Origin of the sequence: Schaalia sp. Marseille-Q2122 (assembly GCF_903645355.1) — a bacterium.
Lineage (GTDB): Bacteria > Actinomycetota > Actinomycetes > Actinomycetales > Actinomycetaceae > Pauljensenia.
Genome location: NZ_CAHJXR010000001.1, coordinates 44,031 through 70,094, shown reverse-complemented (window position 1 = coordinate 70,094; position 26,064 = coordinate 44,031). Strand labels below are relative to the sequence as shown.

The window sequence follows — 26,064 nt, the reverse complement described above, 5'->3', positions numbered from 1 at the left end:
GCGCACAAACGCTCAGGCAAGCATACGGACAACGCCCTGAGCAACCCTCATCGTGCAAGGAATGGAGGCAATCGGGTCGCCATCAGCCCAAGCCTTCACACCGGCAGGTTCGGTGAAGGTGACCTCGTGGACGGGTTCGATCGTCACCAGCGGATGATCCGCATTGCGTTTCACCACGATCTGGGTCAATGCCGCCAGAGCGGTGCGCTTAGAGGCTCGCCCAATGTGGAAGAGCTCCATCGTGCCATCTTCAAGGTCCGAGCTGGGCACCATGCGGATGCCACCACCTGAACACCCAGAATTCGACACTGACGCCACCCAGCCCGTCAAGTCACGATCCTTCCCGTCAATGACGGCGCGGAAGGGACGCTCCTTAAAGGTCGCAAAAGCAGCGAAAGCACCATAGGCGTAGGCCATCGGGCCGGAGCGGAACCACGAGGCATTCGCCATCTCATTGGCACGAGCCTCATAGCCGACGGCCACGATCCCCAATACCAGCTTGTCGCAGCCGTCCTCGTCACGCACCCACACGCCGTCAATGTCGCGAATATGCGCCTCAAGGTCAGCCGAATCCCCCGTGTCCACGCCGAAAGCGGCGACCTCGTGAGCACGGGCAAAAGGATCATGGCTCACGCCCAAGGCGCGGCACAGGTCATTACCTCGCCCACCGGGCATGGGGATGAAGACAGCATCGGAATCGTGAACGCCCTGCGCGACAGCCGATAGGTATCCATCCCCACCCAAGGCGGCCACGAAAGGAGCCCGCGATGCTGCGGCGATCTTGCGGGGGGTGTCCTCGGGGGTTGTCACCGACACGGTGACCTTCCATCCACCCGCACGCAGGGTGCGCACAACCGCAGGTCCAACCTCGATCGCGCGGCCTCGCGCGCTCATCGAGGACACGAGCAGGTGCATTTCCCTGGGGAGAGCATGCTCCCCCAGCATCTCCCAATCCATGGGTGTCAGTTCTCCACGTAGTTCACGCGAGCGTCCAGCTGACGCAGCTTGGTGATGAAGTGCTCGTAGCCGCGAGAAATCACGTCAATGCCGGACACTCGCGAGGTTCCTTCCGCAGCTAGAGCCGCGATGAGGTGAGAGAAACCGCCGCGCAGGTCAGGGACCGTAATATCGGCGCTATGCAGGGGCGTTGGGCCAGAGATGACCGCCGAGTGCATGAAGTTACGCTGACCGAAACGGCAGGGGGTTGAGCCCAGGCACTCCTTGTACACCTGAATGTGGGCGCCCATCTTACGCAAGGCCTTGGTGAAGCCGAAACGGTTCTCGTAGACCGTCTCATGCACGATCGACAAACCGGTTGCCTGAGTGAGGGCGACAACCAGGGGCTGCTGCCAGTCGGTCATGAAACCGGGGTGGACGGCGGTTTCTAGGGCAATGGAGTTCAGGGTTCCACCCGGGTGGTAGAAGCGGATGCCCTCGGCATCAATATCGAAAGCGCCACCGACCTTACGGAAGGTATTGAGGAAGGTTGTCATGTCGGGCTGGTGGGCGCCCAGGACGTAAATGTCGCCGTGGGTAGCCAGGGCCGCAGCGCCCCAGGATGCGGCCTCAATGCGGTCAGGCAGGGCCGTGTGAGTGTAGCCGCGCAAGCTGGAGACGCCCTCAATGCGGATGGTGCGGTCAGTGTCGACGGAGATAATGGCGCCCATCTTCTGCAAGACGTTAATGAGGTCCATGATCTCGGGTTCAACAGCTGCGCCTCGCAGGGTCGTGAGGCCCTCGGCACGCACGGCGGTCAGCAGGGTCTGCTCGGTTGCCCCTACTGAGGGGAAACGCAGGTCAATGACGGTACCCTGGAGGCCCTCAGCGGGGCGGGTGATGTGCACGCCATCGGCGCGCTTTTCTACCGTTGCACCGAAGGAACGCAGGATTTCCAGGTGGAAGTCAATGGGACGTCCGCCGATATTGCATCCGCCCAGTTCGGGGATGAAGGCCTCGCCGAGCTGGTGAAGCAGGGGGCCGCAAAAAAGGATCGGGATACGGGAGGCGCCCCCAAGGGCGTCAATGTCGGAACGCTGAGCGCGAGTGACATTCGAAGGATCCATGACCATCGTGCCGTGGGCCTGATCGAAGCTGACCTCCACCCCGTGCGCACGCAGGAGGTCAGAGACGACGTCCACGTCACGGATGAGGGGCACGTTGCGCAGCTCAGAGGGAGTGTCGCCAAGGAGTGAGGCCACCATTGCTTTGGGCACAAAGTTCTTTGCACCGCGCACGGTGATAGTGCCCGTCAGGGGGTGTCCACCTTCAACTTGGAGGATTGAGGTCATGGGAGAGTGCTCCATTCCCGTGTGTCTATCTTTGAGCTGCCCAGGCGGGCGCCAGCTTGTCAATCTCTGAGACTAACTCTAGAGCAGAGCTGGGCATCAAGTAGGCGCCACGGTGTTGCAATGGCAACACCTGTCGAATCAGGAACGAATCCCCGGCATCCCCAATGCCACCGGACGTGCAGAAACAACCTCTTGTGCGGGGAGGGTCTTTGCGGGCAAGGTTGCCGGCTTAAAGGAGGGGCGGGAAGCCTCGTAGGCGGCGATGGCTTCTTCATCACGCAGGGTCAGGCCAATGTCATCCAGGCCCTCCATCAGACGCCAGCGCGTGTAGTCGTCAATCTGGAAGGAGCACACGAAAGTGCCCGCAGTGACGGTGCGTTCCTCCAGGGAGACGGTGATGGTCGCGCCCGGCTCATGTTCGAGGATCTTCCACAGCATTTCAGTGTCCTCCTGGCTGATAATGCCCGTCAGGAGGCCCTGCTTACCGGAGTTACCGCGGAAAATGTCAGCAAACTTCGGGGCGAGGACGACGCGGAAGCCGTAGTCCTTCAACGCCCACACCGCATGCTCGCGGGACGATCCGGTCCCAAAATCGGGCCCTGCCACGAGGACCGAGCCGGCGGCGTAGGCATCGTTATTGAGGACGAAGTCGGGGTCGCCACGCCAGGCGGCAAAAAGCGCGTCCTCAAAGCCGGTGCGGGTGACGCGCTTGAGGTAGACAGCGGGGATGATCTGGTCGGTGTCAACGTTGGAGCGGCGCAGCGGAACACCAATGCCCGTGTGGGTCGTGAACTTTTCCATGGGAATGTCCTCCGTCCTTGGTTGGTTAGCAGCCGCAGCCGACGCTGGGGGTGGCCTCGTCCTGCGTCCCCTCCGGGCCGGTGGGCGCACCGAGGAAGGCAGACAAGTCGGGCGCAGGGTCAAGGTCATTGGGGCTTGAAAGGGTGCCGCGCACCGCAGTTGCTGCAGCGACGAGGGGCGAGACGAGGTGCGTGCGCGACCCCTTCCCCTGCCGTCCCTCAAAGTTACGGTTCGAGGTCGACGCCGCACGCTCCCCCGGGCCTAGCTGGTCGGGATTCATCCCTAGACACATGGAGCACCCGGCATTACGCCATTCAGCGCCGAAAGCATTGAAGATCTTATCCAGGCCCTCAGCTTCAGCCTGCAGGCGCACACGCGCCGAGCCTGGGACGACGAGCATGCGCACGCCCGGAGCCTTTGTGCGGCCTTGAATAACCGCAGCGGCAGCTCGCAGGTCCTCGATGCGGCCGTTCGTGCACGAGCCGAGGAAAACAGCGTCAACGGGGATCTCACGCATGGGGGTGCCGGGCGTGAGGTCCATGTATTCCAGGGCGCGTTCAGCGGCGACGCGCAGGGTTTCGTCCGTGAAGTCCTCGGGGTGGGGCACGCTATCAGACAAGCGCACGCCCTGGCCGGGGTTGGTTCCCCAGGTGACGAAGGGTTCAATGTCGGCGGCTTCGAGGATGACCTCAGCGTCGAAGGTGGCGTCATCATCGGAGCGCAGCGTTGACCAGTAGGCCACGGCCGCGTCCCAGTCCTCACCTTCGGGGGCGTGGGGGCGGCCCTTGATGTAGTCGAAGGTCGTCTGGTCGGGGGCGACCATGCCGGCGCGAGCACCGGCCTCAATGGACATATTGCAGATGGTCATGCGGCCCTCCATGGAGAGCTCGCGGATTGCCTGGCCGCGATATTCGAGGACGTAGCCCTGTCCGCCGCCTGTGCCGATCTTGGCAATGACGGCCAGGATAATGTCCTTTGCCGAGGAACCCGGCGGCAAAGAGCCGTTGACCGTGATCGCCATGGTCTTGAAGGGGGCCAGCGGCAGAGTCTGGGTGGCGAGGACGTGTTCGACCTCGGAGGTGCCAATACCGAAGGCGAGTGCGCCAAAGGCGCCGTGGGTGGAGGTGTGGGAGTCGCCGCAGACAATGGTCATGCCCGGCTGGGTCAGGCCCAGCTGGGGGCCAACGACGTGGACGATGCCCTGGTCCGCATCGCCCAGGGAGTGGATGCGGATGCCGAATTCTTCAGCGTTGGCGCGCAGGGTGTTGATCTGGATGCGGGAGGTTTCATCGGCGATGGGTTGGTCGATGTCGACGGTGGGGGTGTTGTGGTCCTCGGTTGCGATCGTATGTTCAGGTCGCCTGACCCGACGTCCAGCGAGGCGTAATCCGTCAAAAGCCTGGGGGCTGGTGACCTCATGGACGAGGTGCAAATCGATGTACAGAAGGTCGGGAGCACCGCCTTCTCCGCGCGTCACAATGTGGTCTGACCAGACCTTTTCCGCCAAAGTGCCCGCCATCGCCTCTCCTCCTTCAGGTCGCGTAGTCGATGGATTCTGTCAGGGTGTCACCCTGTGTCTGCGCTCCATGTTTGGCCAGTTTTCCCGCTCTAGGGTTTTGCATCTCAGTGCGTGAGATGGGAAACTTTGGGTATGGAGGACACAACATCCAGTGGAGTGGGCGTTCTGGACAAGGCGGCGATGGTCCTCAGCGCCCTCGAAGCAGGTCCCGCCACCCTCGCTCAACTCGTCTCTAGTACCGGTTTGGCTCGCCCGACAGCCCACCGTCTGGCTGTCGCACTCGAATACCACCGCATGGTGGCCCGTGACATGCAGGGACGCTTCATTCTGGGTCCCCGCCTTCAAGAACTCGCCTCATCCGCAGGCGAGGATCGTCTTCTCTCGGCCGCAATGCCCGTCCTGATTGCCCTACGCGACCACTCGAAGGAATCCACGCAGCTGTACCGCCGCCAAGGCGACGTGCGTATCTGTGTGGCCGCATCGGAACGCAAGATGGGTCTGCGTGACTCCATCCCCGTTGGCGCCACCCTCTCCATGAAGGCAGGCTCGGCCGCGCAGGTCCTCCTCGCCTGGGAAGAACCCGACCGCCTGCACCGTGGCCTCTATGGCGCCTCCTTTAACGCCACCATGCTCTCTCAGGTTCGCCGCCGCGGCTGGGCACAGTCCGTGGGAGAACGCGAACCCGGTGTTGCTTCCGTGTCGGCGCCCGTTCGAGGCCCCTCCGGGCGCGTCCTGGCAGCAATCTCCATCTCTGGACCCATTGAGCGCATGGGCCGTCAGCCGGGCCGTCAACACGGGCCCTCGGTTGTTGCAGCGGCTAACCGCCTCTCGGACTTCCTCCGAACTGTCGAGGACGTTGAACTTTAGTGCACCTCCCCTGAAAAGGACTCCCCGCCGGGCCGGTTCTCGCACCGCCCGGCGGGGAGTTTTTTGCGCAAAAGCTTGGTGCTGGTTGTCCTGTGTTCGCGGAGAGGCTGGCCGAGGCAGGTCGACTGCGCACGCATTGTCCGCGCAGAGGCCACTTACGGAGCACTTGTTGCATTGCGTGACACCAATAACCGGCACAAAAGATCACAACTGCTCCACAACACAACAACCGTCACACAACTCCCCGCTCAAGCACTCCGGAGAGAAGAGACGCGACAACAGAAAAATGGGCCTTAAGACCAGGCATTCTGGGCAAGGCCCTAGAGGCCTCAAAGCCTTGAACGCATACGACAATCGGGAGGAACCGTAGTTCCTCCCGATCTCTTGTACCCCCAACCGGATTTGAACCGGTGTTAACGCCGTGAGAGGGCGTCGTCCTAGGCCGCTAGACGATGGGGGCCCATATGACCTGCAAGCAGGTGTTTATGATCCGCATGGATCCGTACCCCCAACCGGATTTGAACCGGTGTTAACGCCGTGAGAGGGCGTCGTCCTAGGCCGCTAGACGATGGGGGCCACTGTCAGCTTTCACTATTGCTAGCGACTGCTAACCGCTGGGGTACCTGGACTCGAACCAAGACTAAAGGAACCAGAAACCTTCGTGCTGCCAATTACACCATACCCCATGGTGTTCACTCAAAGACTGAGCTCAATATTGAGCTGTCTCATTGCGACGAAAGAAAACATTAGCAGGGGTGATCTTCTTTTCCAAATCCTGCTGTCATGGTTATTCTCACACCACTTTTTCGGCCCTCACACGCGCTTCTGGCGCGCTCGCCACCTCCGCCTCAGCCTCCCCTTGAGAGTCCGCCTCTACCCCGCTGCGCAGGCGCGCATGGTGCAGGACGCGACCAAGATGACGCACCACAGCTGCCAATACGAACACGGCCCCAAAAGCCCACGCCGTCCATGACGATGTTGGCCTCGCCGTGTAGTAGGTGGCGAGGAATACCGGCACGGTGATGACCGCTGCGATGCCCACTGAACCCCAGATGACGCCGGGGAAGGATCTGGCAAAGAGTGAGGCTGTAGCCGCAGGCACGACGACGAAGGCGATGACAAGCACCGCGCCTGCCGCATAGAAGGAGGCCGTGAGGGTGATTGCCACCAGCACCATCGCTGCCATGCGTAGGCCTCGTACGGGCAGGCCAATGGTGCGCGCATAGTCGGCGTCAAACACGACGACACTGAGCTGGCGGTGCGTCAAGACAAGGAAGAGCGCATTGAGTGCGAGGACACCCAGCATGACGTAGGCGTAGGAGGGGCCAACATCCACGCCAAAGATCGTCAGATGCGTGACGGCAACGATATTGGGGTCTCCCACGAGGACGGCGTCCTCGTGCAGGTGGAGGTGGGCGAACTTCGTGGACAGCAGCACCACGCCCACGGAAAATAAGCCCGGGAACAAAAGGCCCTGAGCGGCGTCGCGTGAGACCAGGCCTGTGTGTTCGACCGCTTCTGAGGCGATGACGACAAGGAGGGCAAGGAGAGCTGCACCAATAATGAGGTAGGGCGAACCGATGGGCCAGATGAGTGCGGCCAGGACGATACCGGGGAAGGCTGCGTGGCTCATCGCGTCAACGAGCATGGATTGGCGCGAGGTGACGAGGAAGGCGCCCGGGAGTGCGCAGGTAATGGCGGTGAGGACCATGAGCATCATGACGCCAGCTGCGTAGGGGGTCATGCTGTCACCTCCTGCATCGTGCTGCCCTGCGCCTCTCGTTGTAGTTGCTCAAGCAGGACCTGGCGGGCTTGGCGTCGGCGTATGGCGCGCAGGATCAGTGAGCGTTCAGGCGCGGCGAGCAGAGAGAAGACTGTGAGGAGCGTAAGGACGATGACCGTGGTGGGGCCGGTGGGGAGTTTGCCTGCGGTGATGGAGATAATCGATCCGGCGACCGAGGCGAACATCCCAAAGAGGCCAGCGAGGATAGCCATGGATCGCATGGAGTTCACCCACTGGCGGGCAGATACGGCCGGAAGGATGACGTAGGCGACAACGAGGACGAGACCCACGGCTTTGACGCCGATGACGATGCCGATGACGGTTGCGCTGGTCAGGGCGATGGATACGAGGCGTACGGGGCGTCCAAGGACTGTCGCTGCGGCAGCGTCGAAGATGTAGAGCTGAATATCGGACCACAGGATGAGGACGACGAGGAGGGCAGCGAGGGCGAAGGCTCCGGAGATGCGGATATCGGACCAGGTGAGGGTCGTGGCATTACCGAAGAGGTAGTCCTTCAGGCCGGCTTTGGAGGAGGGGAAGGTCCTCTTGTTGATCTCAGACAGTAGCGCCATGCCGCCGCCGAAGGTGAGGGCGAGGATGACAGCCATGGTGGTGTCGTGCCCAAGGGGGGTGATCCTTTCAAGGAAGCTGCTCAGCGCGGAGGAAAGGACGCCGACGATGGCGCTGACGATCACGATGACGATCATATTGCGTCCATCAATGCCCAGGGCCAGCACTGAGAAGAGGAAGGCGCTGGTGACGCCCAGCATGGTGGAGTGGCCGACGACGTCGGCGATGAGGGCTTGTCGGCGCAGGTAGGTGAAGGTTCCAAGGAGCCCGCAGGAGAAACCGATGAGTGCCGTGCCCACGAGCACGCGCTGGTAGACGGTTTGGGTGAGGATGTCGAGGATCATTCCAGCGCCCAATCCATCATGCCGCCACCGTATGTGCGGTGGAGGTTGTCGGAGGTGAGGACCTCGTCGATGGGGCCTTGGGCAACGACCTCAACATTGAGCAAGGTGGCGTAGTCGCACACGCGTGAGAGGGTGGAGAGGTCGTGGTGGACGAGGACGAGGGTGCAGCCTTGGGCGCGAAGGTCACCGAGGACCTTCATGATGGAGCGTTCGGAGGCTGCGTCGATGCCAGCGAAGGGTTCGTCCATCATGAGCAGTTCGGGCTGTTGGGCGAGGACGCGGGCGAGGAATACGCGCTGTTTTTGTCCGCCGGAGAGCTGACCGATTTGGCGTTTGGCGAATTCGCTCATGCCGACGGTTTCGAGGGCGGCTGCGGCGGCGTCGCGTTGGGCTGCCGTGGGGTGGCCTCCCCAGCGGAGGGTGCCGTAGGTGCCCATGAGGACGACGTCGGCGACGGTGGCTGGGAAGTCCCAGTCCACGGAGGCGTGTTGGGGCATGTAGCCCACCCTGCTTCGGGCCTCGTCCAGACTCACACCAAAGAACTGTGCTGCTCCGGTCAGTCGAGGAATGAGGTTGAGGGAGGCCTTCAGCAGGGTGGACTTTCCTGCGCCATTGGGCCCGACGATCCCCATTGCTGCCCCTTGGGGAACGGTGACGGTGGCGTTTTTGACCACCGGTTTTTCCCGGTAGGCAACGGAGAGGGAGTCAATGTGAAGGGCGGCGCAGGCGTTCACGGTCACTTCACCCCAAGGCCCTTGGTGACGGCGAGAACGTTGTGTTCGAAGACGCCCAGGTAGGTGTCGACGGGTGCGGCATCACCCAGGGAGTCTGCGTAGAGTTCTTCCTCCGCGATGGCGACGTCCCAGCCCTTGGCCTTGACGGCTTCCTGGAGGGATTCAACGGCCTGAGGGTTCTTCAGGTTGTCGATGAAGATGGCGGGCACCTGGGCGTCGGCGATGGTGGTGGCGAGTTCTTCAAGCTGCGCGGGAGACATTTCGGCTTCGGAGGTGACGAAGTCGGTGGCGTAGACCTTGAGGTTGTAGCGGGCGCCCAGGTAGTTGAAGGCGTCGTGGCCGGTGACGAGCACGCGGTTTTCGTCCTTGAGCTGGGCGAACTTTTCCTTGGCCATGGCGTCGATTTCGTCGATCTTGGTGTTGTAGGCCTTGGCGTTGTCAGCGTAGGTCGAGGCGTTGTCGGGGTCGATTTCACCGAGGCGTGCGGCGATCTGGTCGACGACGCCCTTCCAGATCTCGGGGGAGTTCCAGATGTGGGGGTCGTGCAGAGGGTTGCCTTGGTCGTCGGTTTCGGGCCAGTCGAGGAGGAGGTCGTGGGGGACCTTTTCGCCGACTTCGAGCTGGCGGTCGCCCTGCTCGCGGAGCTGGTCGATCATGAGGGCTTCGAGGTGCAGGCCGTTCCACAGGACGAGGTTGGCCGATTGCATGGCTTCGATGTCCTGGGTGGTGGGCTGGTAGGTGTGGGGGTCGCCGCCGGGTTCGACCATGACGGTGACCTTGGCGTCGGGGGCGATGACCTGCGCAGCGTCACCGAGGTAGCCGGTGGTGGCGAAGATGGTGAGGGCGCCGTCGTTTGCGGGGGTGTCGGTGGCGGTTGTTTCGGTTGACCCACAGGCCGAAAGTCCCAGAGCGGCCACGGCGGCAAGAGCGAGGCCGCGCAGAAGTGTTCGTGACATAGATGCCTCCTTAGGCGTGTTTACAGCTTTGCCCACCAGACATTGAGTGGTAAGGCAAGCCTTACCTTACCACCATTGCCCACATTCATTTTTCGGTGTACCGAAACACTATCACCATTGCGGGGCGCAGTGAAAACTCTCCGATATTCCCGTCCCACATCACACACTCACTGGGCGGGGCTCAAACCACAACGTCCCACTCCAAGTGAATCCCGGCCCACTGCTTGATACGCCAAACCGCGCCCCCACGGACATGAAGAAGGGGAGCCCCTCACGAGACTCCCCTTCCACTCCGTTCAAGCCACACTCAGCTGGCCAGGTGCTCCTTCAGAGCAAGCAGGCGACCTACGGAGGCCTCGCGGCCAATAATCTCCATAGACTCAAAGAGCGGCGGAGAAACCTGACGGCCAGTCACGGCCACGCGCAGGGGACCAAAGGCCAGGCGCGGCTTGATACCCATGCCATCAACAATGGCCTCGCGCAGCTTCTCTTCGAGGACGGTGGTCGTGAACTCGTCCTCGCCCAGCCCATTGATGACGCCAATCGCGGTGTCGAGCACCTCACCGGCGTTCTCCTTGAGCTTCTTCACCGACGTCTCATCAAGAGTGACGTCAGCACCCTCAACGAAGAGGAAGCCCATCATGCCGGGCACCTCGCCCAGCATCTGCACGCGGGTCTGAACCATGTGGGCGGACGCCTCGATGATCTCACGCTCACGATCGGTCAGAGCATCGAAAGAATCGGCCGACACGAAACCCTTGCCATGCAGGAAGGGCACGATACGGCGCTGGAAGTCTGCCACCTCCAGGCGGCGGATATGCTCAGCGTTAATAGCCACGCACTTCTTCTGGTCGAAACGTGCGGGGTTGGGGTTCACGGCCGAGATATCGAAGGCTTCGATCATCTCTTCCATGGAGAACACGTCATTGTCGGGGCTGATGGCCCAGCCCAGCAGCGCCAGGTAGTTCGTCAGGCCCTCGGGAATCATGCCGGCCTCGCGGTGGAGCAGCAGATTCGATTCGGGGTCGCGCTTGGACAGCTTCTTATTCCCCTCGCCCATCACATAGGGCAGGTGGCCAAAGCGCGGCATGTAGTCGGCCACACCAATGGCTTCCAGCGCACGGTAGAGGACGATCTGACGCGGGGTGGAGGAGAGCAGGTCCTCGCCACGCAGGACGTGGGTGATCTTCATCAGCGCGTCATCAACGGGGTTAACCAGGGTGTAGAGCGGATCCCCATTGGCGCGCACAATGACGTAGTCAGGCACGGAGCCAGCCTTGAAGGTGATCTCGCCACGAACCAGGTCATCAAAGGTGATGTCCTCATCGGGCATGCGCATACGCAGCACGGGCTGGCGGCCCTCAGCCTTGTAGGCTGCGATCTGCTCGTCGCTCAGGTCGCGGTCAAAGCCGTCGTAGCCGAGCTTGGGGTCGCGCCCCGCTGCGCGGTGGCGGGCTTCGATCTCGTCGGGAGTGGAGTAGGACTCGTAGGCGTAGCCGGCCTCAAGCAGGCGCGCGGCGATGTCACGGTAGATGTCCATGCGCTGCGACTGGCGGTAGGGCTCGTGGGGGCCTCCCTTTTCGACGCCCTCGTCCCAGTCGAGTCCCAGCCAGCGCAGGGAGTCGAGAATCTGGTCGAAGGATTCTTCCGAGTCGCGTGCGGCGTCGGTGTCTTCAATGCGGAATACGAAGGTGCCGCCGGTGTGGCGGGCGTACGCCCAGTTGAACAGGCAGGTGCGGACCATGCCAACGTGGGGGGTTCCCGTGGGGGAAGGGCAGAAACGGACGCGAACGTCGGAGCCGGTTGCGGTAGTAACAGTCATAATGCTTGTAGTCTACTCGCGTGTAGGGCCCTCGAATACCGCCACTTAGGGAGTTTCCATGTCTGTTCGCACATATTCTGCCGCTCAGATGCGTCAGGCCGGTTCGCTGAAGTGGACGGGCATCACTCGCGCTGATGGCTCACCGACGCTGGGCGCCTGGGTGGCGGAGATGGATTTTGGTACGGCGCCCGTGGTGGAGGAGGCCATTATTGGCGCGATCCGTGGTGGTTTCACGGGCTATCAGCCCACGTGGTTGGCTCCTCGTTTGGCTGAGGCAACCGCCGCCTACCAGAGCGCGGTTCATGGCTGGCAGGTCGAGGCCGGGGCGATTCGTCCGGCGCGTTCGGTGCTGGGGGCGCTCGCCCTCGCCCTCGATACGGTGGTTCCGGCGGGCGCTGCGGTAATCGTCCCCACGCCCGCCTACATGCCGTTTTTAACGATCCCACCAGCCCACGGCCACCCCGTGATCGAGGTGCCCGCCCTGTACACGCCGGGCAATGGGGCGGTGTGGGCGCTGGATTTGGAGAGGATTCGCCGGGCGTGCGAGGCCGGGGCGGGGATGCTCATTTTGTGCAACCCGTGGAATCCAACGGGGCGGGTACTGAGCGAGGCTGAACTACGCGCCCTGCATGCGGTGCTTGCCGACTATGAGGTGGTGGTGTTTTCTGATGAGATTCACGCTCCCCTGGTCATGGATGACTCCCCTTTCATCTCCTATGCTTCCCTGGGGCCGGAGAGCGCGGCGCATACGGTGACGGCGGTGGCGGCCTCGAAGGGCTGGAATATTGCGGCCCTGCCGTGCGCGCAGGTGATCCTGCCGGACGAGGCTTTGCGCGAGCGTTGGATGGCGGCGGATGATCAGCTTGCCCACGAGATGAATTCCTATGGTGCTCTGGCTGCAATCGCCGCCTACGAGACTGCATCGTCGCCTGGGGGCGAGCCGTGGTTGGAGGAAGTAAAGGTGATCGTCCGGGGCAACTTTGACATGCTTGACGAGGCGTTCTACTCCTCCCCTACTTCCGACAGTGCCTTGTGTTTCCACCGCCCTCAGGCCACCTACCTGACGTGGTGGGATTTCAGTGCGTTATGCCTTGAGGGTGACGCTTCGCCCGACGCGCAGCTCAGGGAGGTCGGAGGCGTTTCGACGAACGCGGGGCGCTCCCTTGGCGCCGGGTTTGAACGCTGGGCGCGTATTAACGTGGGGTGCGCGCCTGAGACGGCAGGATTAATCGTCGAGGCAATTAATGCAACCTACCCTGGGATGCATTAGACCAGTTCCGGGACTGTTGAGCCGCCGTAGAGCCTGAAGTAGCCGAAAACTCGTTGTCCAAAACCGCCCGCGAAACATCTTTTTCAATTAGCGTTGATAGAGATCAGTGTTGGCATCAGGATGAAGGGGAGTCACGCCATGCTGCTACGTGCTGCTGAGCCTCGCGCCGATGGCTCCATCGCCTACTCCTACGAGACAACATGGCCATTCACCTGGGAAGACTGCGCGGCTTTCCTTCGTGGCCTCCTCACAACCGACCTCATCACCGACCGCTCTCACCCCCTGCGCGTCCTCGTCAACTCTCAGGACATCACCAACGCTCTCTACGCGGCCGACCTCAACCCCGCTGCCCTGAACCACAACGCTTTGGGCCTGCCTCGCACGGAGGATCACACCCTGCAGGTCGAAGGACATTCACGCCTGATGGAAAGCACCCTGCGTTTCACTGTGCGCTGCGACGTCCACGAGTGCCTGCTTGAAGCCCTCAGCGGGTCGGCAATGCACGAAAGTGACCACGTATTCGACCGCTACATGGATAATCTCGAGATCATCGCCCACATTGAGCGGGTCCTCTCGGGAGCCCCACGAGATCGAGGAACCCACCATGCAGATACGCTCTTTTGATGAACGCAATGGGTTTCTTACCCTCCACTACCAGCTTTCCTGGCCCACCAGCTGGGAAGGCATGTTGTCCTTCCTCACCGTTGCAGGCGCTGATGTGAAGGCATCCTCCCAGTGGCCCAATATTCAAGTCGAACTCTCCCAGCGCGACATTACCAAGGAGTTTCGCGCCGCCGACGGCGACGCCTACGCCTGCCCTTCTGCCGCGCGCGAGGCCGACGCCGTGCGCATCACCGGCTTTTCCCGGGCACTCAAGCTGCCTGTGCGCATTACCCTGTGGAATCAGACCGACGCCTGCACCCTGGTCATGCCCTCCCCCGCTAGCCTGAGCGGAGCAGCGGGCGCAGCACCAGGGAGCGATTTCCAGATTGATCCCCTGGTCTGCGACCGCTACATGGATGCTCTCGAAATCCTCTCCCACCGTGACCGAGTCAGACGCCAACGCTCGGTGGCATAACTGCTTCAGCATAGTTGGGGGGTTCTCGGCTGAAGCCGAGAACCCCCCTTGGTGTTGGAGCCGTGATGACCTGCGCTATCGCGCTGTGAGCTCTCCAGTCTCCAAGACGGGCACTCGCAAGGCCGCCTCGATGCCTGCAAAGACCGTGCGGCCCGCGCGGGCTGCAGCCTCGACCACAGCCTGCGGGTCGGTAGGTCCATCCGCAAAAGACAGGTCCGAAACAACGCTCATGCCGCACACGCGCACACCCAAGGCATGTGCGGTGATTGCTTCCATTACCGTGGACATGCCCACACAGTCAGCGCCCGTGGAGGCCAGCCAGCGAGTCTCTGCCATGGTCTGATACTCGGGGCCACGCATGATCGCGTAGGTGCCGCTGCGCTGCGTGTGCTCGCTCAGGGCAGTGTTCAGCTCAGCGTCCCACACGCCCATAATGTCAACGAATAGCGGCCCATCAAAGGGTGAGGAGCCAGAGAAGTTCAGGTGATCGGTGATCGTCATGACATCACCCAGCTCCCACTCCTTCAAGCAGCCATTGGCGTTGCACAGGATGGCCCGCTCCACCCCAGCAGCCGCAGCAGCACGCACAAGAGCCGTCACAGCCTTCGGGGCAACGCCCTCGTACAGGTGCGTGCGCCCCAGCGCCACGAGGACGGGCCCGCAGGGACGCTCGTACACCCGCAACTCATCAAGGTGCCCGTCAGCAACGGGAGCCATGATGCCAGGTAAGGCGGACAGGGGCAGAACCTCACGAGGCTCACCCCAGGCGCCCCAACGCACAGTATCCGAGTCTGTGGCATGCTCCCCATCAAGGGCGCCCGCCAAACCCGACCCTAAAACAACTAGGGCGAAAGGCTGCTGCCCACCGCAGGCAATGGTGATCGCTAAAGCGGCATCGGCGGCGGCCTCGTCAATGAGGGCGTCAGTGAAACGCGGGTCAACCTGAGCGGCGCACATGTCAGGCCACGTCTTCCATGGTGCGCACCGGCTGACGCTCCTGAGCGGCAACGCGACCCTTCGAGGTCAGGACGTAGCCAATGAAGCCCAGCACAAAGGCAACGAAAACGCCCAGGTTAGCGTAGGCCCAGTCTCCCTCGCGGCCACCAAGCGGGCCAAGGAAGTACCCCTGCCAGGCCAGCCACTCAGCGAAAGTATTGACCACCAGACCCCAGCCAATAATGGAAGCAATGGCCAGGGTGACAATAGCTCCCCAGTTCACCGAACCATACACGCCCGCAGGAGTAAACAAGGACGGCTCATCGTAGTTCTTTGTGCGCAGGACAATATCGGCCAGCATGATGCCACCCCACGCGGCAATAACAACACCCAAGGTGATAAGGAAGCCGGTGAAGGGGCCGATGAAGGAGTCAGCGAAGAAGACAACGCCAATGGTGCCCAGCAGCATGATCGTGCCGTCCAGGGCAGTGGCGGTGGGGCGGTTAACCGGCACGCCGGTTGCCAGCAGGGACAAGCCCGAGGAGTAGATGTCCATGACGATACCGCCAATGAGGCCCAGGATCGCCACGAGGGCGAAGGGGATGAGGAACCAGGTGGGCAAGATGGTGGTCAGGGCGCCGATTGGGTCATTCCCGATCGCCTCGCCCATTGCAGGGTTGGAGCCGATGATGAGCAGACCGAAAAGAACGAGGATGACCGTGGGCAGGGCTGAACCGAAGGTCGTCCAGCCGACAACGCCAGCGGTCGAGGCCTTACGCGGCAAGTAGCGCGAGTAGTCGGCAGCAGCGTTAATCCAGCCAAAACCAAAGCCCACAAGGATCATGCAGAAGGCACCGATGAAGGCGGCCATGCCCGCGCCCTCAGCGGAAAGGACCTGAGTCATGTCAATGTAGGGCAGGGCAAGACCAAGGTAGATGACGGTGAGGACGGCGGTCGCCCAGGTGATCCAGGTTTGGACGCGCATAATCATGTCGAAGCCGAGGATGCCCGCGCCCGCCGCGATGGCGACCACCAGTACCAGGGAGATGACTTGAGCCATGAGGTGGTTGGTGAATCCGAGCGCGCCCATGACGGTGGCAGTAGCTTGGACGGCCATAATGCACAAGAAGGTTTCCCAGCCGACGGTGAGAATCCACGAGATCACTGCGGAAATGCGGTTGCCGTTGTAGCCAAAGGGGGCTCGCGAGAGCACCAGGGTGGGGGCGGAGCCGCGCTTGCCAGCAATAGCGATAAGTCCGCAGACGAAGAAGGAAGCGACGATGCCGACTACTGAAACGATGGCTGCCTGCACGAAAGACAGGCCAAAGCCGAGGATCCATGCGCCCCAGGAAATACCTAGGACAGAGATGTTTGCGGCGAACCAGGGCATGAACAGGTCGGACGGTTTACCTTTGCGTTCTGATTCGGGAATGACGTCCAGGCCCGCCATTTCGACGGCCATGGCTCCTTCGCCAGCCGTCACGTCACGTGCAGCGTTGCTCATGTATCCTCCTTGGTGTTGGGTGCCCGCCATGGCCACCTTCATTCATTCATTTAAATTATTTCGCATTGTACGGGATTACTGAGCGTCCCGATGCCCTCAAGACGCACTTCCACCTGATCCCCGTCAACGAGTTTTCCAACCCCTGCAGGTGTGCCCGTCATAATGACATCGCCCGGGTGCAGGGTGAATCCATGGGATAGGTAGGACACCAATTCATCAACGCTACGGAGCATGTCCGAAGTCGTCCCATCCTGGCGGCACTCCCCATTGACATACGCCTGAATACGCAGGTTAGCCGGGTCCACGCTGTCGGCAGTGACAATCCACGGCCCAATTGGTGTCGAGGTGTCAAAGCCCTTCGCCCGCGCCCATTGATGGTCACTGCGCTGCGCGTCCCTGGCGGACACGTCGTTGACGCAGGTATAGCCAAAGATCGCCTCGTGTGCGTCTTCAACGCTCACGCGGGATGCCGTCTTGCCAATAACAACAGCAAGTTCGGCCTCGTAATGTACCTCCTGACTCCACTGGGGCAACACGATTGCCTCCTCCGGGCCAATGATTGCCCCCGGTGGGACGAGAAACACCACCGGCTCATCGGGGACGTCACCACCCATTTCGCGCGCATGCTCGGCGTAATTACGGCCGATACCAATGATTGTGCGCGGCTCAACCGGAGCGCAGAGCTTAACGCCGGTCAAGGGCACTTCCTCCTCTGAGAGGTACATGATCCCACTGACCATGGGGTCAGCGGCAAGAGTGCGGATCATGGTTGCGTCATCTTCACAGGCGCCCCATCGCACTTGACCGTGTTCAACGAAACGTAGAATCCTCATTCGTGGTCCTCCAACGTGTCATTCACTCCTATCCCCCTCTTGCGCAACGATGGGCCGACCGGGGCAATAGAGTGAGGCAAATATACGGATGGGTGCTTGTATGGAAGGTGGTGCAATAGCTGTGCCTGCGCTGTCATCACGCGCAGGCACAGGATCTCAGAGACGATGGACCGGGTTACTTAAGGTGCCAATCCCTCCGATGGTAATGGCCACCTCGTCTCCTGACTGAAGCACGGGCGCTTGAAGCGCCGTGCCCGTCACAATCACATCACCTGGCAGCAAGGTAAACATGTGCGACACGCGAGAAACGACTTCCTTCGCGCGTAGACGCATTCGCGCATTCGTCCCCTGATCGTAAAGCTCTCCATTGACGCTGATCGAAATGTCGATATTGTCTGGATCAAAATCGGGGTCAACAAGGATCCACGGGCCCAGAGGCGTTGAGGTGTCAAAACCCTTACCGCGCGACCAGGGGCCCTGCCCAAGAGCGTCACCAGCAGTGGCGTCATTGGCACAGACATAACCAAGGATCACGTCGTCAACCTTGTCGAGGGGCACGTCCTTGGCCAAGGTCTTGATCACAATGCCGATCTCCGCCTCAGCAACAACCTTTTCACTCCACGACGGCAAGATAATCGGATCGCCAGGACCAATAACAGAGGTATTGGGCTTCAAGAAGACGTGAGGGAAGTCCTCGCCATGAGCGCCAACAGCACCCTCAGCAGCGCCGGCGTTCGCAACGCCCACAACCTTCGAGCGAGGAATCACCGGCGACAGCAGGCGGACCTCGTCCAGTTCAAGGATTTGCCCGGAGGGTTCAACCTCTTGGAACAGAGGATCGCCCTTGAGGACAACAATTCGGGATGAGCCCTCTTCCAGGGCACCATATTGGGGAGTGTCACCCGCTGAAAAACGCACGATTCGCATGGTTCAAGGCTAGTGCCTGAAGAGGAAAAGCACGCGGCATTACAGTGCGGTGTTGAAAGTCCCCTGTGGTGGAACTGCCTGCCAGCACTCCCCTATCGCGCCTGGCCACTCACCCACACGTCGGTGGGAACATCAGCAGGCATGAAGGGGTTATCGTGGCCAACGAACACTGGATCAGCGACACCCTGCTTACGCTGAGCCTCGTAATCTTTGAGCGCTCCCACACCCCACTTCGCCAAGAAAATCAGGGCTACCAGGTTCGTGAAGGACATGAGCGCCATCGCAATATCAACGGTGTTCCACACCAGCGGCAGGGTCATCATCGCGCCAATGCCAACAGCGATCACAGTGCCTGTCTGCAGCAGGCGCTGAGCCCACTGCCGATCAGAGAGGAAGGCAACGTTGACCTCGGCGTAGGCATAAGCGCCCAGAATCGAAGAAAAGGCCAGGACGAAAATCAACAGTGTCATAGGAAGGGCAGCCCACTCTCCGACCTCGCTGACAATAGCAAGGGTCGTCAGATTCGCAGGATTCACGCCCTCAGCAGCCCAGACTTCCTCACCGGCAATGAGGATGACGAAAGCCGTTGCCGTACAGACGATAATCGTGTCCACGAAGACGCCCAGGGACTGGATGAGGCCCTGACGCACCGGGTGGCTCACCGTGGCGGTGGCAGCAGCGTTAGGTGCGGTGGCCTGGCCGGCCTCGTTAGAAAACACGCCACGCTTCGTGCCGTTAATGACAGCAGCGAGGATCCCGCCACCCAAGCCCCCCACAAGGGGTTCAAAAGAGAACGCCGAGGTGAAGATCAGGCCCAATACGTTGACAAACTCGGTAAGGTTCATCAGCACAATGACCGTCACCACAGCGACGTACATCATGGCCATAATCGGTGCCATCCACTCGCTGACGCGAGCAACCGCCCGCAGGCCGCCGTAGATCACGGGGGCAGAGAACACCAAAAGGACAACGGTAATCAGCCACGGATCGGCCGAAGTCGTTGCCGCCATTGTCTGCGCAATACCGTTAGCCTGCACAGAGGTCACAACAATGGCACAGGTGAAGGCCGTAATCACCGCCAGCACCTTCGCCATGATGGAGTTCTTCAGGCCAAAGTAAATGTAGTAAGCGGGGCCACCACGGAACGTACCATCGGCCATCCGAATCTTAAAGATCTGCGCCAATGTGGCCTCAAAGAAGGCTGTTGCCATACCAACGAGGGCAACAATCCACATCCAAAAGATCGCGCCCGGCCCACCAAAGAGCAGCGCGGCAGCAACACCAAAGACATTGCCCAGACCCACGCGAGCCGCCAAGGTGATCGTGAAAGCCTGGAAGGAGCTAATACCCCCGCGACGCCCCTGGCGTGAGGTCGCCAGAACAGAGAACATATGCGGGAACAGACGCACCTGCACAAACCGAGTGCGCAGGGTCAGGAACACGCCCACCCCAAAAAGGAGCCAGAGAGTCAGGTGAAGGGTGATCCAGTCGGCAACGACCAGAATCTGATCAGCAAGTGCGTTCACAGTAATGTCCCGTCCTCAGAGTTCTCATTGATGATGGTGTGTGCCCTCAGCTTGGCTAAGGGCACACACCGATAGTGTTAGGGGCGTGTGGGCGCCTGATTGAGCACCCACACATCGCCGGGAAGATCAGCCGGCAGGTGCGGATTATTGACACCGTTCAACACCGGTTCCTCAACGCCTGCCTGACGCTGCTCTTCGTAGTCCCGCAGAGCGCCCGTCCCCCACTTCGCCAAGAACACCAGCGCAATAAGGTTCGTGATCGTCATAATCGCCATGGCAATATCAACGGTGTTCCACACCAACGGCAATGACACCATTGCCCCCAGAGCCACCGAAGCAACCGACACGCAACGAACCATCCACACAGCCCAGGGGCGATCGGCAACAAAGGTCATATTGACCTCTGAATACACATAAGCGGCAATAATTGACGAGAAAGCAAGCACGAAGATCATCAGGGACATGGGAACAACCGCCCACTCGCCCAGTTCCTTCGCCACAGCCAAGGTCGTGAGGTTCGCAGGATTGACGCCCTCGCCACCCCAGACTTCCTCACCGGCAATGAGGATGACGAAAGCCGTGGCCGTACAGACAATAATCGTGTCGACGAAAACACCCAAGGACTGGATGAGGCCCTGACGCACAGGGTGTTTCACCGTGGCGGTCGCAGCAGCATTGGGGGCCGTTCCCTGACCGGCCTCGTTAGAGAACAACCCACGCTTCGTGCCGTTAATGATGGCGGCAAGGATACCGCCACCAAGACCACCCACGAGGGGCTCGGGAGCGAAAGCTGAGGTGATGATCTGGCCAAGAACGGTAGCGAACTCGCCAATATTCATCACGGTGATCACCGCAATGACAATGACGTAGAGGGTTGCCATGATGGGCGCCATCCATTCGGTGACGCGCGCTACCGAGCGAATGCCGCCAAAGATGACTGGGCCGGCGAACGCCACCAGCAGCACGGCAATCATCCAATGCTTCGTGCTGGTCGTTGCCACCATCGTTTCAGCGATCGCATTGGACTGCACCGACGTGATGACAAAAGCACAGGTGATAACCGTAATAACAGCGAAAATCTTTGCCATCACGGTGTTCTTCATGCCGTACAGCATGTAGTAGGCCGGGCCGCCACGGAAGGTGCCATCCTCGGCGCGGACCTTGAAAAGCTGAGCGAGGGTGGCTTCGAAGAAAGCGGTTGCCATACCAACGAGTGCAACAATCCACATCCAGAAAATCGCACCCGGCCCGCCCATGAGCAATGCTGCGGCAACACCAAAGACATTACCCACGCCCACGCGGGCTGCCAGTGAAATCGTGAAGGCTTGGAAGGAACTAATACCGCCGCGTGCTCCCTGACGTGAGGAAGATACGACACTCACCATATGGGGGAAAAGGCGCAGTTGCACGAGTTTTGAACGGATCGTCAGGTAGATGCCCACGCCGACCAGAATCCACAGCGTCATGTAGAGGGTGATCCAGTCTGCGACCACCTGAATCTGTGATGCGAGTGCGTCCATGGGCCTTCCTTTCTGTGTCGAACCGAAAATGCAACCCCTTGATGGTGGCATATCTGTCCATCTCGGGGCCGATTGTCCATTCCCTGACACGGCCGTGGGGTTGGCCTCGTCAAACGAAGCAATGAAACAATGGGGGTATGACGGCCACCCTCAATGAACTCCTTGACGATCTGGAGGACGCCTCCCAACTTGACGATGTGGACGCGCTATACGCAGCGTTCACCTCGTGGGCCGAAGCCACAGGCCGCCCGCTCTACCCCCACCAGGAAGAATCCCTGGTGGAGATCCTGGCAGGCAACCACGTCATTGCCGCCACCCCCACGGGCTCTGGCAAGTCGATGATCGCCCTGGCCGCACATTTTGTCTCGATGGCGCAAGGTGGCCGCTCCTATTACACGGCGCCGCTGAAGGCCCTCGTGTCCGAGAAATTCTTTGACCTTGTCGGCCACTTTGGCGCTGAGAACGTGGGGATGGTGACGGGGGATGTTTCCCTCAACGCTGATGCGCCGATCATCTGCTGCACAGCAGAGATTTTGGCCAACCAGTCCCTGCGTGAAGGCGCAGAGCTCGATGCCGACATGGTCATCATGGACGAGTTCCACTTCTACGGTGACCCGCAGCGCGGCTGGGCGTGGCAGACGCCTCTACTGGAACTACGCAAAGCCCAGTACGTTGCCATGTCGGCCACTCTTGGGGATACGACGAGGTTTGAGCGCGCGTGGAAGGAACGCACGGGCAGGGACGTGACGCTCATTGACGATGCTGAACGCCCGGTGCCTTTGGAGTTTGAGTACGTTGTCGATACGTTGACCGACACCGTGCCGCGCCTCTTGAACGAAGGCCGCTGGCCAATCTACATCGTGCATTTCGCCCAGAAAGACGCGGTTGATTCTGCCCACGCCTTCGACAAGGCCAAGCTCATTACCGATGAGCAGAAGAAACGCATTGCTGAGGAGCTTTCCACCGTTCATTTCACGAAGGGTTTTGGCGCGTCCCTACGCAGCCTGCTTGTGCAAGGCATCGGTATTCACCACGCGGGTATGCTGCCCCGCTATCGCCGTCTGGTTGAACGGCTCACCCAGCAAGGACTGCTGGCGATCGTCAGCGGTACGGACACTCTGGGGGTCGGCATCAATGTGCCAATCCGCACGGTACTCATGAGCTCGCTCGTGAAGTTTGATGGGGCGAAGATGCGGCACGTCTCTGCCCGCGAGTTCCATCAGATCGCTGGGCGGGCTGGGCGCGCGGGCTTTGACCTGGTGGGCTTTGTGCGTGTCCTTGCCCCCGAGCATGAGGTGGAGGATGCGAAGGCGCGGGCTCGCTTGAGTGCTGCCCAGTTGGAGGCTGCGGACGAGCGCGCCGCTAAACGCGCTAAGAAGAAGGATGCGAAAAAGAAGAAAGGCCCTGCGGAGGGCCAGATTTCCTGGACGAAGTCGACCTTTGAGCGCCTGGTGAACGCCGCGCCCGAAGCCTTGCAGTCTCACTTTGAGATGACCCACTCGATGGTGCTCAATGTCCTGGCGGGGGCCGCCCATCGTGATCCGGGCGAGCACCTGGTTCACCTGGCCACCCACAATGATGACGTCATTCGTGAGGTCAACCCGCACCTGCGTCGCCTGGGCGAAATCTACGCGTCGATGCGTACCGCTGGCGTGGTGGAGCATGTGCCCTCCGCGCAGGCCGCGGCCGATGGCCTGCCTCGTTTGCGGCTGGTGGCGGACCTGCCTGACGATTTTGCGCTCAACCAGCCACTGTCTCCCTTTGCGCTGGCTGCGTTGGACTTGTTGGATCCCGATTCGCCCTCTTTCGCCCTGGATGTGGTGTCGGTGATTGAGTCGGTTCTGGAGGATCCTCGCCCCCTGCTCTTTGCTCAGCAGCGGGTGGCGCGTGGCGAGGCTGTCGCCGCCATGAAGGCCCAGGGGATGGACTACGACGATCGCATGTCGGCTTTAGAGGAGGTTGTGTGGCCTCGTCCTTTGGCTGACCTGTTGGAGGGGGCTTTCTCTGTGTATGTGGCCTCCAACCCCTGGGTGGGCGGACTGGAACTCTCCCCCAAGTCGGTGGTGCGCGAGATGGTGGAAAATGCCATGACCTTCTCTGAGTTGGTGTCCCGCTATGACGTGGGCCGCTCTGAGGGCGTGATCCTGCGCTACCTGACGGATGCCTACCGTGCGATGCGTCAGATCATCCCTGACGAGATGATGACCGACGAGGTGCGCGCCATTATTGACTGGCTGGCGGCGCTGATTCGCGCTGTGGATTCCTCGCTGCTCGATGAATGGGAGGCGCTGGCTTCGGGCAACTACGCCTCTCGCGACGACGCGCAAAGCTCGGGCGGCGTGGAGGTGGCTTTCGGCGCGGATGAGAACGGCGTGGTGGCCTTCAGTGCGAATCGGCATGCGTTCCGCACTGCCATCCGCCGGGCAATGTTCCGCCGTGTGGAACTCATGTCCGCTGACGACGTGCCTGCTTTGGCGGCACTGGACGAGGCGTCGGGCTGGGACGAGGACCGCTGGGATCACGCCTTGGAGCGCTACTGGGCGGAGTATGACTGGATTGGCATTGACCAGGCGGCCCGCGCTACCGCCCTGTGTCCACTCAACGAGGCGCCCACCCGCGCCGACCTCGTCGAAGCCGGGGTCAGTGAGGCCCTGGCTGACCGCCTCAATCCTGCCAACTATTGGCTCGCTGAGCAGCGCATCTGTGACCCCGAGGAGGATATGGATTGGCGTCTGACCGCTTTGGTGGACCTAGCGGCATCTGACCAGGCCGAGGCCGTGGTGCTGCGTCTGCTGAGCGTCGGCCCGCGCTGACAGCCAGTGAGCAACGTTGTAAAACAGACGACATGGTGGAAGACATACCCCTCCCATGACCATCTGGATTCTCTTACGCCCTCATGTTGAGGATAATGGTCTCATGGGGTTACCGAATGATTCGCTCACCGAAGAAGCGCTCATCATTGAGGCAGGAGACCGTGTTTTCGAGCGCGGCACACAGTACCGTCACTTCGTTGATCTTCTCTCCCGAGGAGAGAACTTTGCCACCGCGCACGTACGTGGCAGCCAGACCTACCATGTGACACTCCACTGGGAGGACGAGCTACGCGGCTCGTGCACCTGTCTCCATAACCTCGCCGGCAACTTCTGTAAGCACCTTGTTGCCCTTGGTTTAGCTGTACTGGGTGAGGGCAGCGAAGAACACGCCGACGACACGAGTGGTGGCCGCGCCGAGCATTCAGCTTCGATCCTCGAATACCTCAATAGCCTCAGTCAAGAGCAGCTCCGCCAGTTGCTGTGGTCCCTCGCAAGCCACGACTACGCCATTATGAACATGCTCCAACGCAAAGCTGACCTCAGCAGCGGCAATACTGCCGCAATCGAAAACGAACTACAGCAGAGGTACAAAGCTGTTTTCTCGGTCCGAGGTTTTATAGACTACTGGCGGGCAATCGACTTCTCTCAGGAGGTCGACATCTTCCTCAACGAGGTAGAGATACTCCTTGACGATGGCTACTCCGACCTCGTCGCCCCGATCCTCCTGAAGACGGCAACGCGCCTACGAAAAATGATCGCCGAACGTATCGATGACTCCTCCGGAGCTCCAGGCGAAGTCTGCCAGCGCGCCATCAATCTCTACGCGCAGGCATGCCGTAGTGGAAATCCTGATACCAAGAAACTGGGCAGGTGGCTAGCGAAGTTCCGGCTGGATTCTCCCGGTTGGCCTGTCGTCACTCTCGGCGACTTCGTGTCCGCCCTCGGGGATCAGGGGCTCACAGTCTACCGTCGCGCTGTCAACACGGAGCTGGAGCGTCGAAGCGATGAGGAACTCAGCGGCTGGAATGCCCACGAAATCAACAGTATGGAGCTAGAACTCGCTGACCATGACGGTGACGTTGACCATGCGATCAAGGTACTCTCACGCGGGGAGCACCCGCGATACGGTGCCATTATTCAGCGTCTTGAGGCAGCCCAACGCCCTCGTGAAGCCATGGCCTACCTCGAACGCGCCATTGCGGAGGATCGCGTGACAAGCAACCCTCATCACTGGTGTGGCGATGCCAACGACTACCACGTCTCGCCTGTGAAAGCAGTGGACATGTTTCTTCACGACGGTCGGGAAGAAGACGCGATTGCTTTCCTGCGCGACCTCTTCCATTCCGCGCCTCTGCCTGAGATTTACGACCTCCTGATATCAACAGCCAGTGACCTTGGCTGCGCAGAAGCAGAACAGCAAGCGACACGCGTATGGGTTGACACATGTGAATGGGGTATCGGCGATTTGCCTGTCAGGATCGCCCTCCACCTTGGGGATGTTGAGTGGGCGTGGAGCCTGGCGGACCGGTGGCCATTGAGGGCTATGTGGCAAGATCTCGCAGAAGCCTCCCCTCAGCCCCGCCCACGCGAGGCCATCGGCCTGTACCAGACACGTATTATTGGCGCGCTTGATGCGACAACAGGCCGTGAGGTGGCCCGCGAGGCCGCGCGGATGACCCTGTCAGCGATGCGCATTGCCCGCACTGCCGACAAGCACGACGACGCGAAGAAGGCGCAGGAAGGCCAAGGCCTCCTGACAGCAGAAATGACGCGCTGGATCGCGCAACTACGCGAGGACTACCGGCGCCGTCCCACCGTCAACGAGGAGCTCGCCCGCGTTGGACTTTAAACAGCCCCGCCCCTAGGTGGATCGCAGGTTGGCGAGGTCGGACTCTGGGCGAACTCGTCGCTGTCATCCATGTTGGGCCTGTTTCCGGCCAAGGATGTGCCGCTAGCTGACCGATGCCGCAAAT

General features: G+C 61.0%; 21 protein-coding genes and 3 tRNA genes. 6 read left to right on the top strand and 18 right to left on the bottom strand.

The window, feature by feature from the left end; all coding sequences use genetic code 11:
* Nucleotides 1-12: 12 nt before the first annotated feature.
* The 4 genes from HWX48_RS00280 to leuC form a co-directional block, all read right to left on the bottom strand.
* Nucleotides 13-957 carry a diacylglycerol kinase family protein gene (locus tag HWX48_RS00280; protein WP_254872885.1) on the bottom strand — a complete coding sequence of 315 codons (945 nt, stop codon included), beginning with the start codon at nucleotides 955-957 and terminating at the stop codon, nucleotides 13-15.
* Between the two features lie 5 nt (nucleotides 958-962).
* Nucleotides 963-2,288, bottom strand: a complete 1,326-nt coding sequence (murA, locus tag HWX48_RS00275) for a UDP-N-acetylglucosamine 1-carboxyvinyltransferase (protein WP_175953514.1) — start codon at nucleotides 2,286-2,288, stop codon at nucleotides 963-965.
* 138 nt (nucleotides 2,289-2,426) lie between these two features.
* Nucleotides 2,427-3,089, bottom strand: coding sequence for a 3-isopropylmalate dehydratase small subunit (gene leuD / locus HWX48_RS00270; RefSeq protein ID WP_175953512.1), 663 nt, complete (start codon nucleotides 3,087-3,089; stop codon nucleotides 2,427-2,429).
* 25 nt (nucleotides 3,090-3,114) lie between these two features.
* On the bottom strand, nucleotides 3,115-4,608 hold the full coding sequence (leuC, locus tag HWX48_RS00265) for a 3-isopropylmalate dehydratase large subunit (RefSeq protein ID WP_175953510.1): 1,494 nt from the start codon (nucleotides 4,606-4,608) through the stop codon (nucleotides 3,115-3,117).
* Between the two features lie 132 nt (nucleotides 4,609-4,740).
* Here leuC and HWX48_RS00260 point away from each other — a divergent pair, with 132 nt between their 5' ends.
* Nucleotides 4,741-5,475, top strand: a complete 735-nt coding sequence (locus HWX48_RS00260) for an IclR family transcriptional regulator (RefSeq protein ID WP_124871857.1) — start codon at nucleotides 4,741-4,743, stop codon at nucleotides 5,473-5,475.
* Between the two features lie 387 nt (nucleotides 5,476-5,862).
* On the opposite strand, the gene HWX48_RS00255 is transcribed toward HWX48_RS00260, so the two are convergent.
* The 8 genes from HWX48_RS00255 to gltX all read right to left on the bottom strand — a co-directional run bounded on the left by HWX48_RS00255 (nucleotide 5,863) and on the right by gltX (nucleotide 11,684).
* Nucleotides 5,863-5,935, bottom strand: a tRNA-Glu gene (locus HWX48_RS00255).
* A 43-nt stretch (nucleotides 5,936-5,978) separates the two neighbouring features.
* Nucleotides 5,979-6,051: transfer RNA gene (locus tag HWX48_RS00250), tRNA-Glu, on the bottom strand.
* Nucleotides 6,052-6,089: 38 nt separating this feature from the next.
* Nucleotides 6,090-6,161 (bottom strand) — tRNA-Gln (locus tag HWX48_RS00245).
* A 107-nt stretch (nucleotides 6,162-6,268) separates the two neighbouring features.
* Nucleotides 6,269-7,219, bottom strand: a complete 951-nt coding sequence (locus tag HWX48_RS00240) for a metal ABC transporter permease (RefSeq protein ID WP_175953508.1) — start codon at nucleotides 7,217-7,219, stop codon at nucleotides 6,269-6,271.
* Entirely contained in the window at nucleotides 7,216-8,172 is a 957-nt protein-coding gene (locus tag HWX48_RS00235; RefSeq protein ID WP_175953506.1) for a metal ABC transporter permease, read from the bottom strand. The genes HWX48_RS00240 and HWX48_RS00235 overlap by 4 nt, the downstream gene beginning before the upstream one ends.
* On the bottom strand, nucleotides 8,169-8,912 hold the full coding sequence (locus HWX48_RS00230) for a metal ABC transporter ATP-binding protein (protein ID WP_254872884.1): 744 nt from the start codon (nucleotides 8,910-8,912) through the stop codon (nucleotides 8,169-8,171). Before HWX48_RS00230 ends, HWX48_RS00235 begins: the two co-directional genes overlap by 4 nt.
* Complete coding sequence (locus HWX48_RS00225; protein WP_175953505.1) at nucleotides 8,909-9,862, bottom strand: metal ABC transporter substrate-binding protein; 954 nt, start codon at nucleotides 9,860-9,862, stop codon at nucleotides 8,909-8,911. The genes HWX48_RS00230 and HWX48_RS00225 overlap by 4 nt, the downstream gene beginning before the upstream one ends.
* Before the next feature lie 307 nt (nucleotides 9,863-10,169).
* A complete protein-coding gene (gene gltX, locus HWX48_RS00220; RefSeq protein ID WP_175953503.1) occupies nucleotides 10,170-11,684 on the bottom strand; it encodes a glutamate--tRNA ligase in 1,515 nt (504 codons plus the stop codon).
* A gap of 58 nt (nucleotides 11,685-11,742) precedes the next feature.
* On the opposite strand from gltX, the gene HWX48_RS00215 reads away from it, so the two are divergent.
* The 3 genes from HWX48_RS00215 to HWX48_RS00205 all read left to right on the top strand — a co-directional run bounded on the left by HWX48_RS00215 (nucleotide 11,743) and on the right by HWX48_RS00205 (nucleotide 14,032).
* The gene (locus tag HWX48_RS00215) at nucleotides 11,743-12,954 is read left to right on the top strand and encodes a MalY/PatB family protein (RefSeq protein ID WP_175953501.1); all 1,212 of its coding nucleotides are present in this window, start codon (nucleotides 11,743-11,745) and stop codon (nucleotides 12,952-12,954) included.
* A 138-nt stretch (nucleotides 12,955-13,092) separates the two neighbouring features.
* Entirely contained in the window at nucleotides 13,093-13,578 is a 486-nt protein-coding gene (locus HWX48_RS00210; RefSeq protein WP_175953499.1) for a hypothetical protein, read from the top strand.
* Nucleotides 13,559-14,032, top strand: a complete 474-nt coding sequence (locus tag HWX48_RS00205) for a hypothetical protein (protein WP_175953498.1) — start codon at nucleotides 13,559-13,561, stop codon at nucleotides 14,030-14,032. The genes HWX48_RS00210 and HWX48_RS00205 overlap by 20 nt, the downstream gene beginning before the upstream one ends.
* Nucleotides 14,033-14,107: 75 nt before the next feature.
* On the opposite strand, the gene HWX48_RS00200 is transcribed toward HWX48_RS00205, so the two are convergent.
* From HWX48_RS00200 to HWX48_RS00175, 6 genes are all read right to left on the bottom strand, one after another.
* Complete coding sequence (locus tag HWX48_RS00200; protein ID WP_175953496.1) at nucleotides 14,108-14,989, bottom strand: purine-nucleoside phosphorylase; 882 nt, start codon at nucleotides 14,987-14,989, stop codon at nucleotides 14,108-14,110.
* A gap of 1 nt (nucleotide 14,990) precedes the next feature.
* Nucleotides 14,991-16,472 carry a cytosine permease gene (locus tag HWX48_RS00195; RefSeq protein WP_254872883.1) on the bottom strand — a complete coding sequence of 494 codons (1,482 nt, stop codon included), beginning with the start codon at nucleotides 16,470-16,472 and terminating at the stop codon, nucleotides 14,991-14,993.
* Between the two features lie 50 nt (nucleotides 16,473-16,522).
* Nucleotides 16,523-17,305 (bottom strand): fumarylacetoacetate hydrolase family protein, encoded by a 783-nt coding sequence (locus tag HWX48_RS00190; protein ID WP_175953494.1) that lies wholly within the window; start codon nucleotides 17,303-17,305, stop codon nucleotides 16,523-16,525.
* Nucleotides 17,306-17,461: 156 nt separating this feature from the next.
* Nucleotides 17,462-18,232, bottom strand: coding sequence for a fumarylacetoacetate hydrolase family protein (locus HWX48_RS00185; protein WP_124871819.1), 771 nt, complete (start codon nucleotides 18,230-18,232; stop codon nucleotides 17,462-17,464).
* Between the two features lie 92 nt (nucleotides 18,233-18,324).
* Nucleotides 18,325-19,758 carry a sodium:alanine symporter family protein gene (locus HWX48_RS00180; RefSeq protein WP_175953492.1) on the bottom strand — a complete coding sequence of 478 codons (1,434 nt, stop codon included), beginning with the start codon at nucleotides 19,756-19,758 and terminating at the stop codon, nucleotides 18,325-18,327.
* Between the two features lie 77 nt (nucleotides 19,759-19,835).
* On the bottom strand, nucleotides 19,836-21,278 hold the full coding sequence (locus HWX48_RS00175; RefSeq protein ID WP_175953490.1) for a sodium:alanine symporter family protein: 1,443 nt from the start codon (nucleotides 21,276-21,278) through the stop codon (nucleotides 19,836-19,838).
* Between the two features lie 137 nt (nucleotides 21,279-21,415).
* On the opposite strand from HWX48_RS00175, the gene HWX48_RS00170 reads away from it, so the two are divergent.
* Entirely contained in the window at nucleotides 21,416-24,091 is a 2,676-nt protein-coding gene (locus tag HWX48_RS00170; protein WP_175953489.1) for an RNA helicase, read from the top strand.
* A 55-nt stretch (nucleotides 24,092-24,146) separates the two neighbouring features.
* Complete coding sequence (locus HWX48_RS00165) at nucleotides 24,147-25,940, top strand: SWIM zinc finger domain-containing protein (RefSeq protein WP_175953487.1); 1,794 nt, start codon at nucleotides 24,147-24,149, stop codon at nucleotides 25,938-25,940.
* The last annotated feature ends 124 nt before the right edge of the window (nucleotides 25,941-26,064 follow it).

Coding starts and splice junctions, on each gene's coding strand:
- HWX48_RS00280 (WP_254872885.1), bottom strand. CDS start 957: ATGGATTGGGAGATGCTGGGGGAGCATGCTCTCCCCAGGGAAATGCAC.
- murA (WP_175953514.1), bottom strand. CDS start 2,288: ATGACCTCAATCCTCCAAGTTGAAGGTGGACACCCCCTGACGGGCACT.
- leuD (WP_175953512.1), bottom strand. CDS start 3,089: ATGGAAAAGTTCACGACCCACACGGGCATTGGTGTTCCGCTGCGCCGC.
- leuC (WP_175953510.1), bottom strand. CDS start 4,608: ATGGCGGGCACTTTGGCGGAAAAGGTCTGGTCAGACCACATTGTGACG.
- HWX48_RS00260 (WP_124871857.1), top strand. CDS start 4,741: ATGGAGGACACAACATCCAGTGGAGTGGGCGTTCTGGACAAGGCGGCG.
- HWX48_RS00240 (WP_175953508.1), bottom strand. CDS start 7,219: ATGACCCCCTACGCAGCTGGCGTCATGATGCTCATGGTCCTCACCGCC.
- HWX48_RS00235 (WP_175953506.1), bottom strand. CDS start 8,172: ATGATCCTCGACATCCTCACCCAAACCGTCTACCAGCGCGTGCTCGTG.
- HWX48_RS00225 (WP_175953505.1), bottom strand. CDS start 9,862: ATGTCACGAACACTTCTGCGCGGCCTCGCTCTTGCCGCCGTGGCCGCT.
- gltX (WP_175953503.1), bottom strand. CDS start 11,684: ATGACTGTTACTACCGCAACCGGCTCCGACGTTCGCGTCCGTTTCTGC.
- HWX48_RS00215 (WP_175953501.1), top strand. CDS start 11,743: ATGTCTGTTCGCACATATTCTGCCGCTCAGATGCGTCAGGCCGGTTCG.
- HWX48_RS00210 (WP_175953499.1), top strand. CDS start 13,093: ATGCTGCTACGTGCTGCTGAGCCTCGCGCCGATGGCTCCATCGCCTAC.
- HWX48_RS00205 (WP_175953498.1), top strand. CDS start 13,559: ATGCAGATACGCTCTTTTGATGAACGCAATGGGTTTCTTACCCTCCAC.
- HWX48_RS00200 (WP_175953496.1), bottom strand. CDS start 14,989: ATGTGCGCCGCTCAGGTTGACCCGCGTTTCACTGACGCCCTCATTGAC.
- HWX48_RS00195 (WP_254872883.1), bottom strand. CDS start 16,472: ATGAGCAACGCTGCACGTGACGTGACGGCTGGCGAAGGAGCCATGGCC.
- HWX48_RS00190 (WP_175953494.1), bottom strand. CDS start 17,305: ATGAGGATTCTACGTTTCGTTGAACACGGTCAAGTGCGATGGGGCGCC.
- HWX48_RS00185 (WP_124871819.1), bottom strand. CDS start 18,232: ATGCGAATCGTGCGTTTTTCAGCGGGTGACACTCCCCAATATGGTGCC.
- HWX48_RS00175 (WP_175953490.1), bottom strand. CDS start 21,278: ATGGACGCACTCGCATCACAGATTCAGGTGGTCGCAGACTGGATCACC.
- HWX48_RS00170 (WP_175953489.1), top strand. CDS start 21,416: ATGACGGCCACCCTCAATGAACTCCTTGACGATCTGGAGGACGCCTCC.
- HWX48_RS00165 (WP_175953487.1), top strand. CDS start 24,147: ATGACCATCTGGATTCTCTTACGCCCTCATGTTGAGGATAATGGTCTC.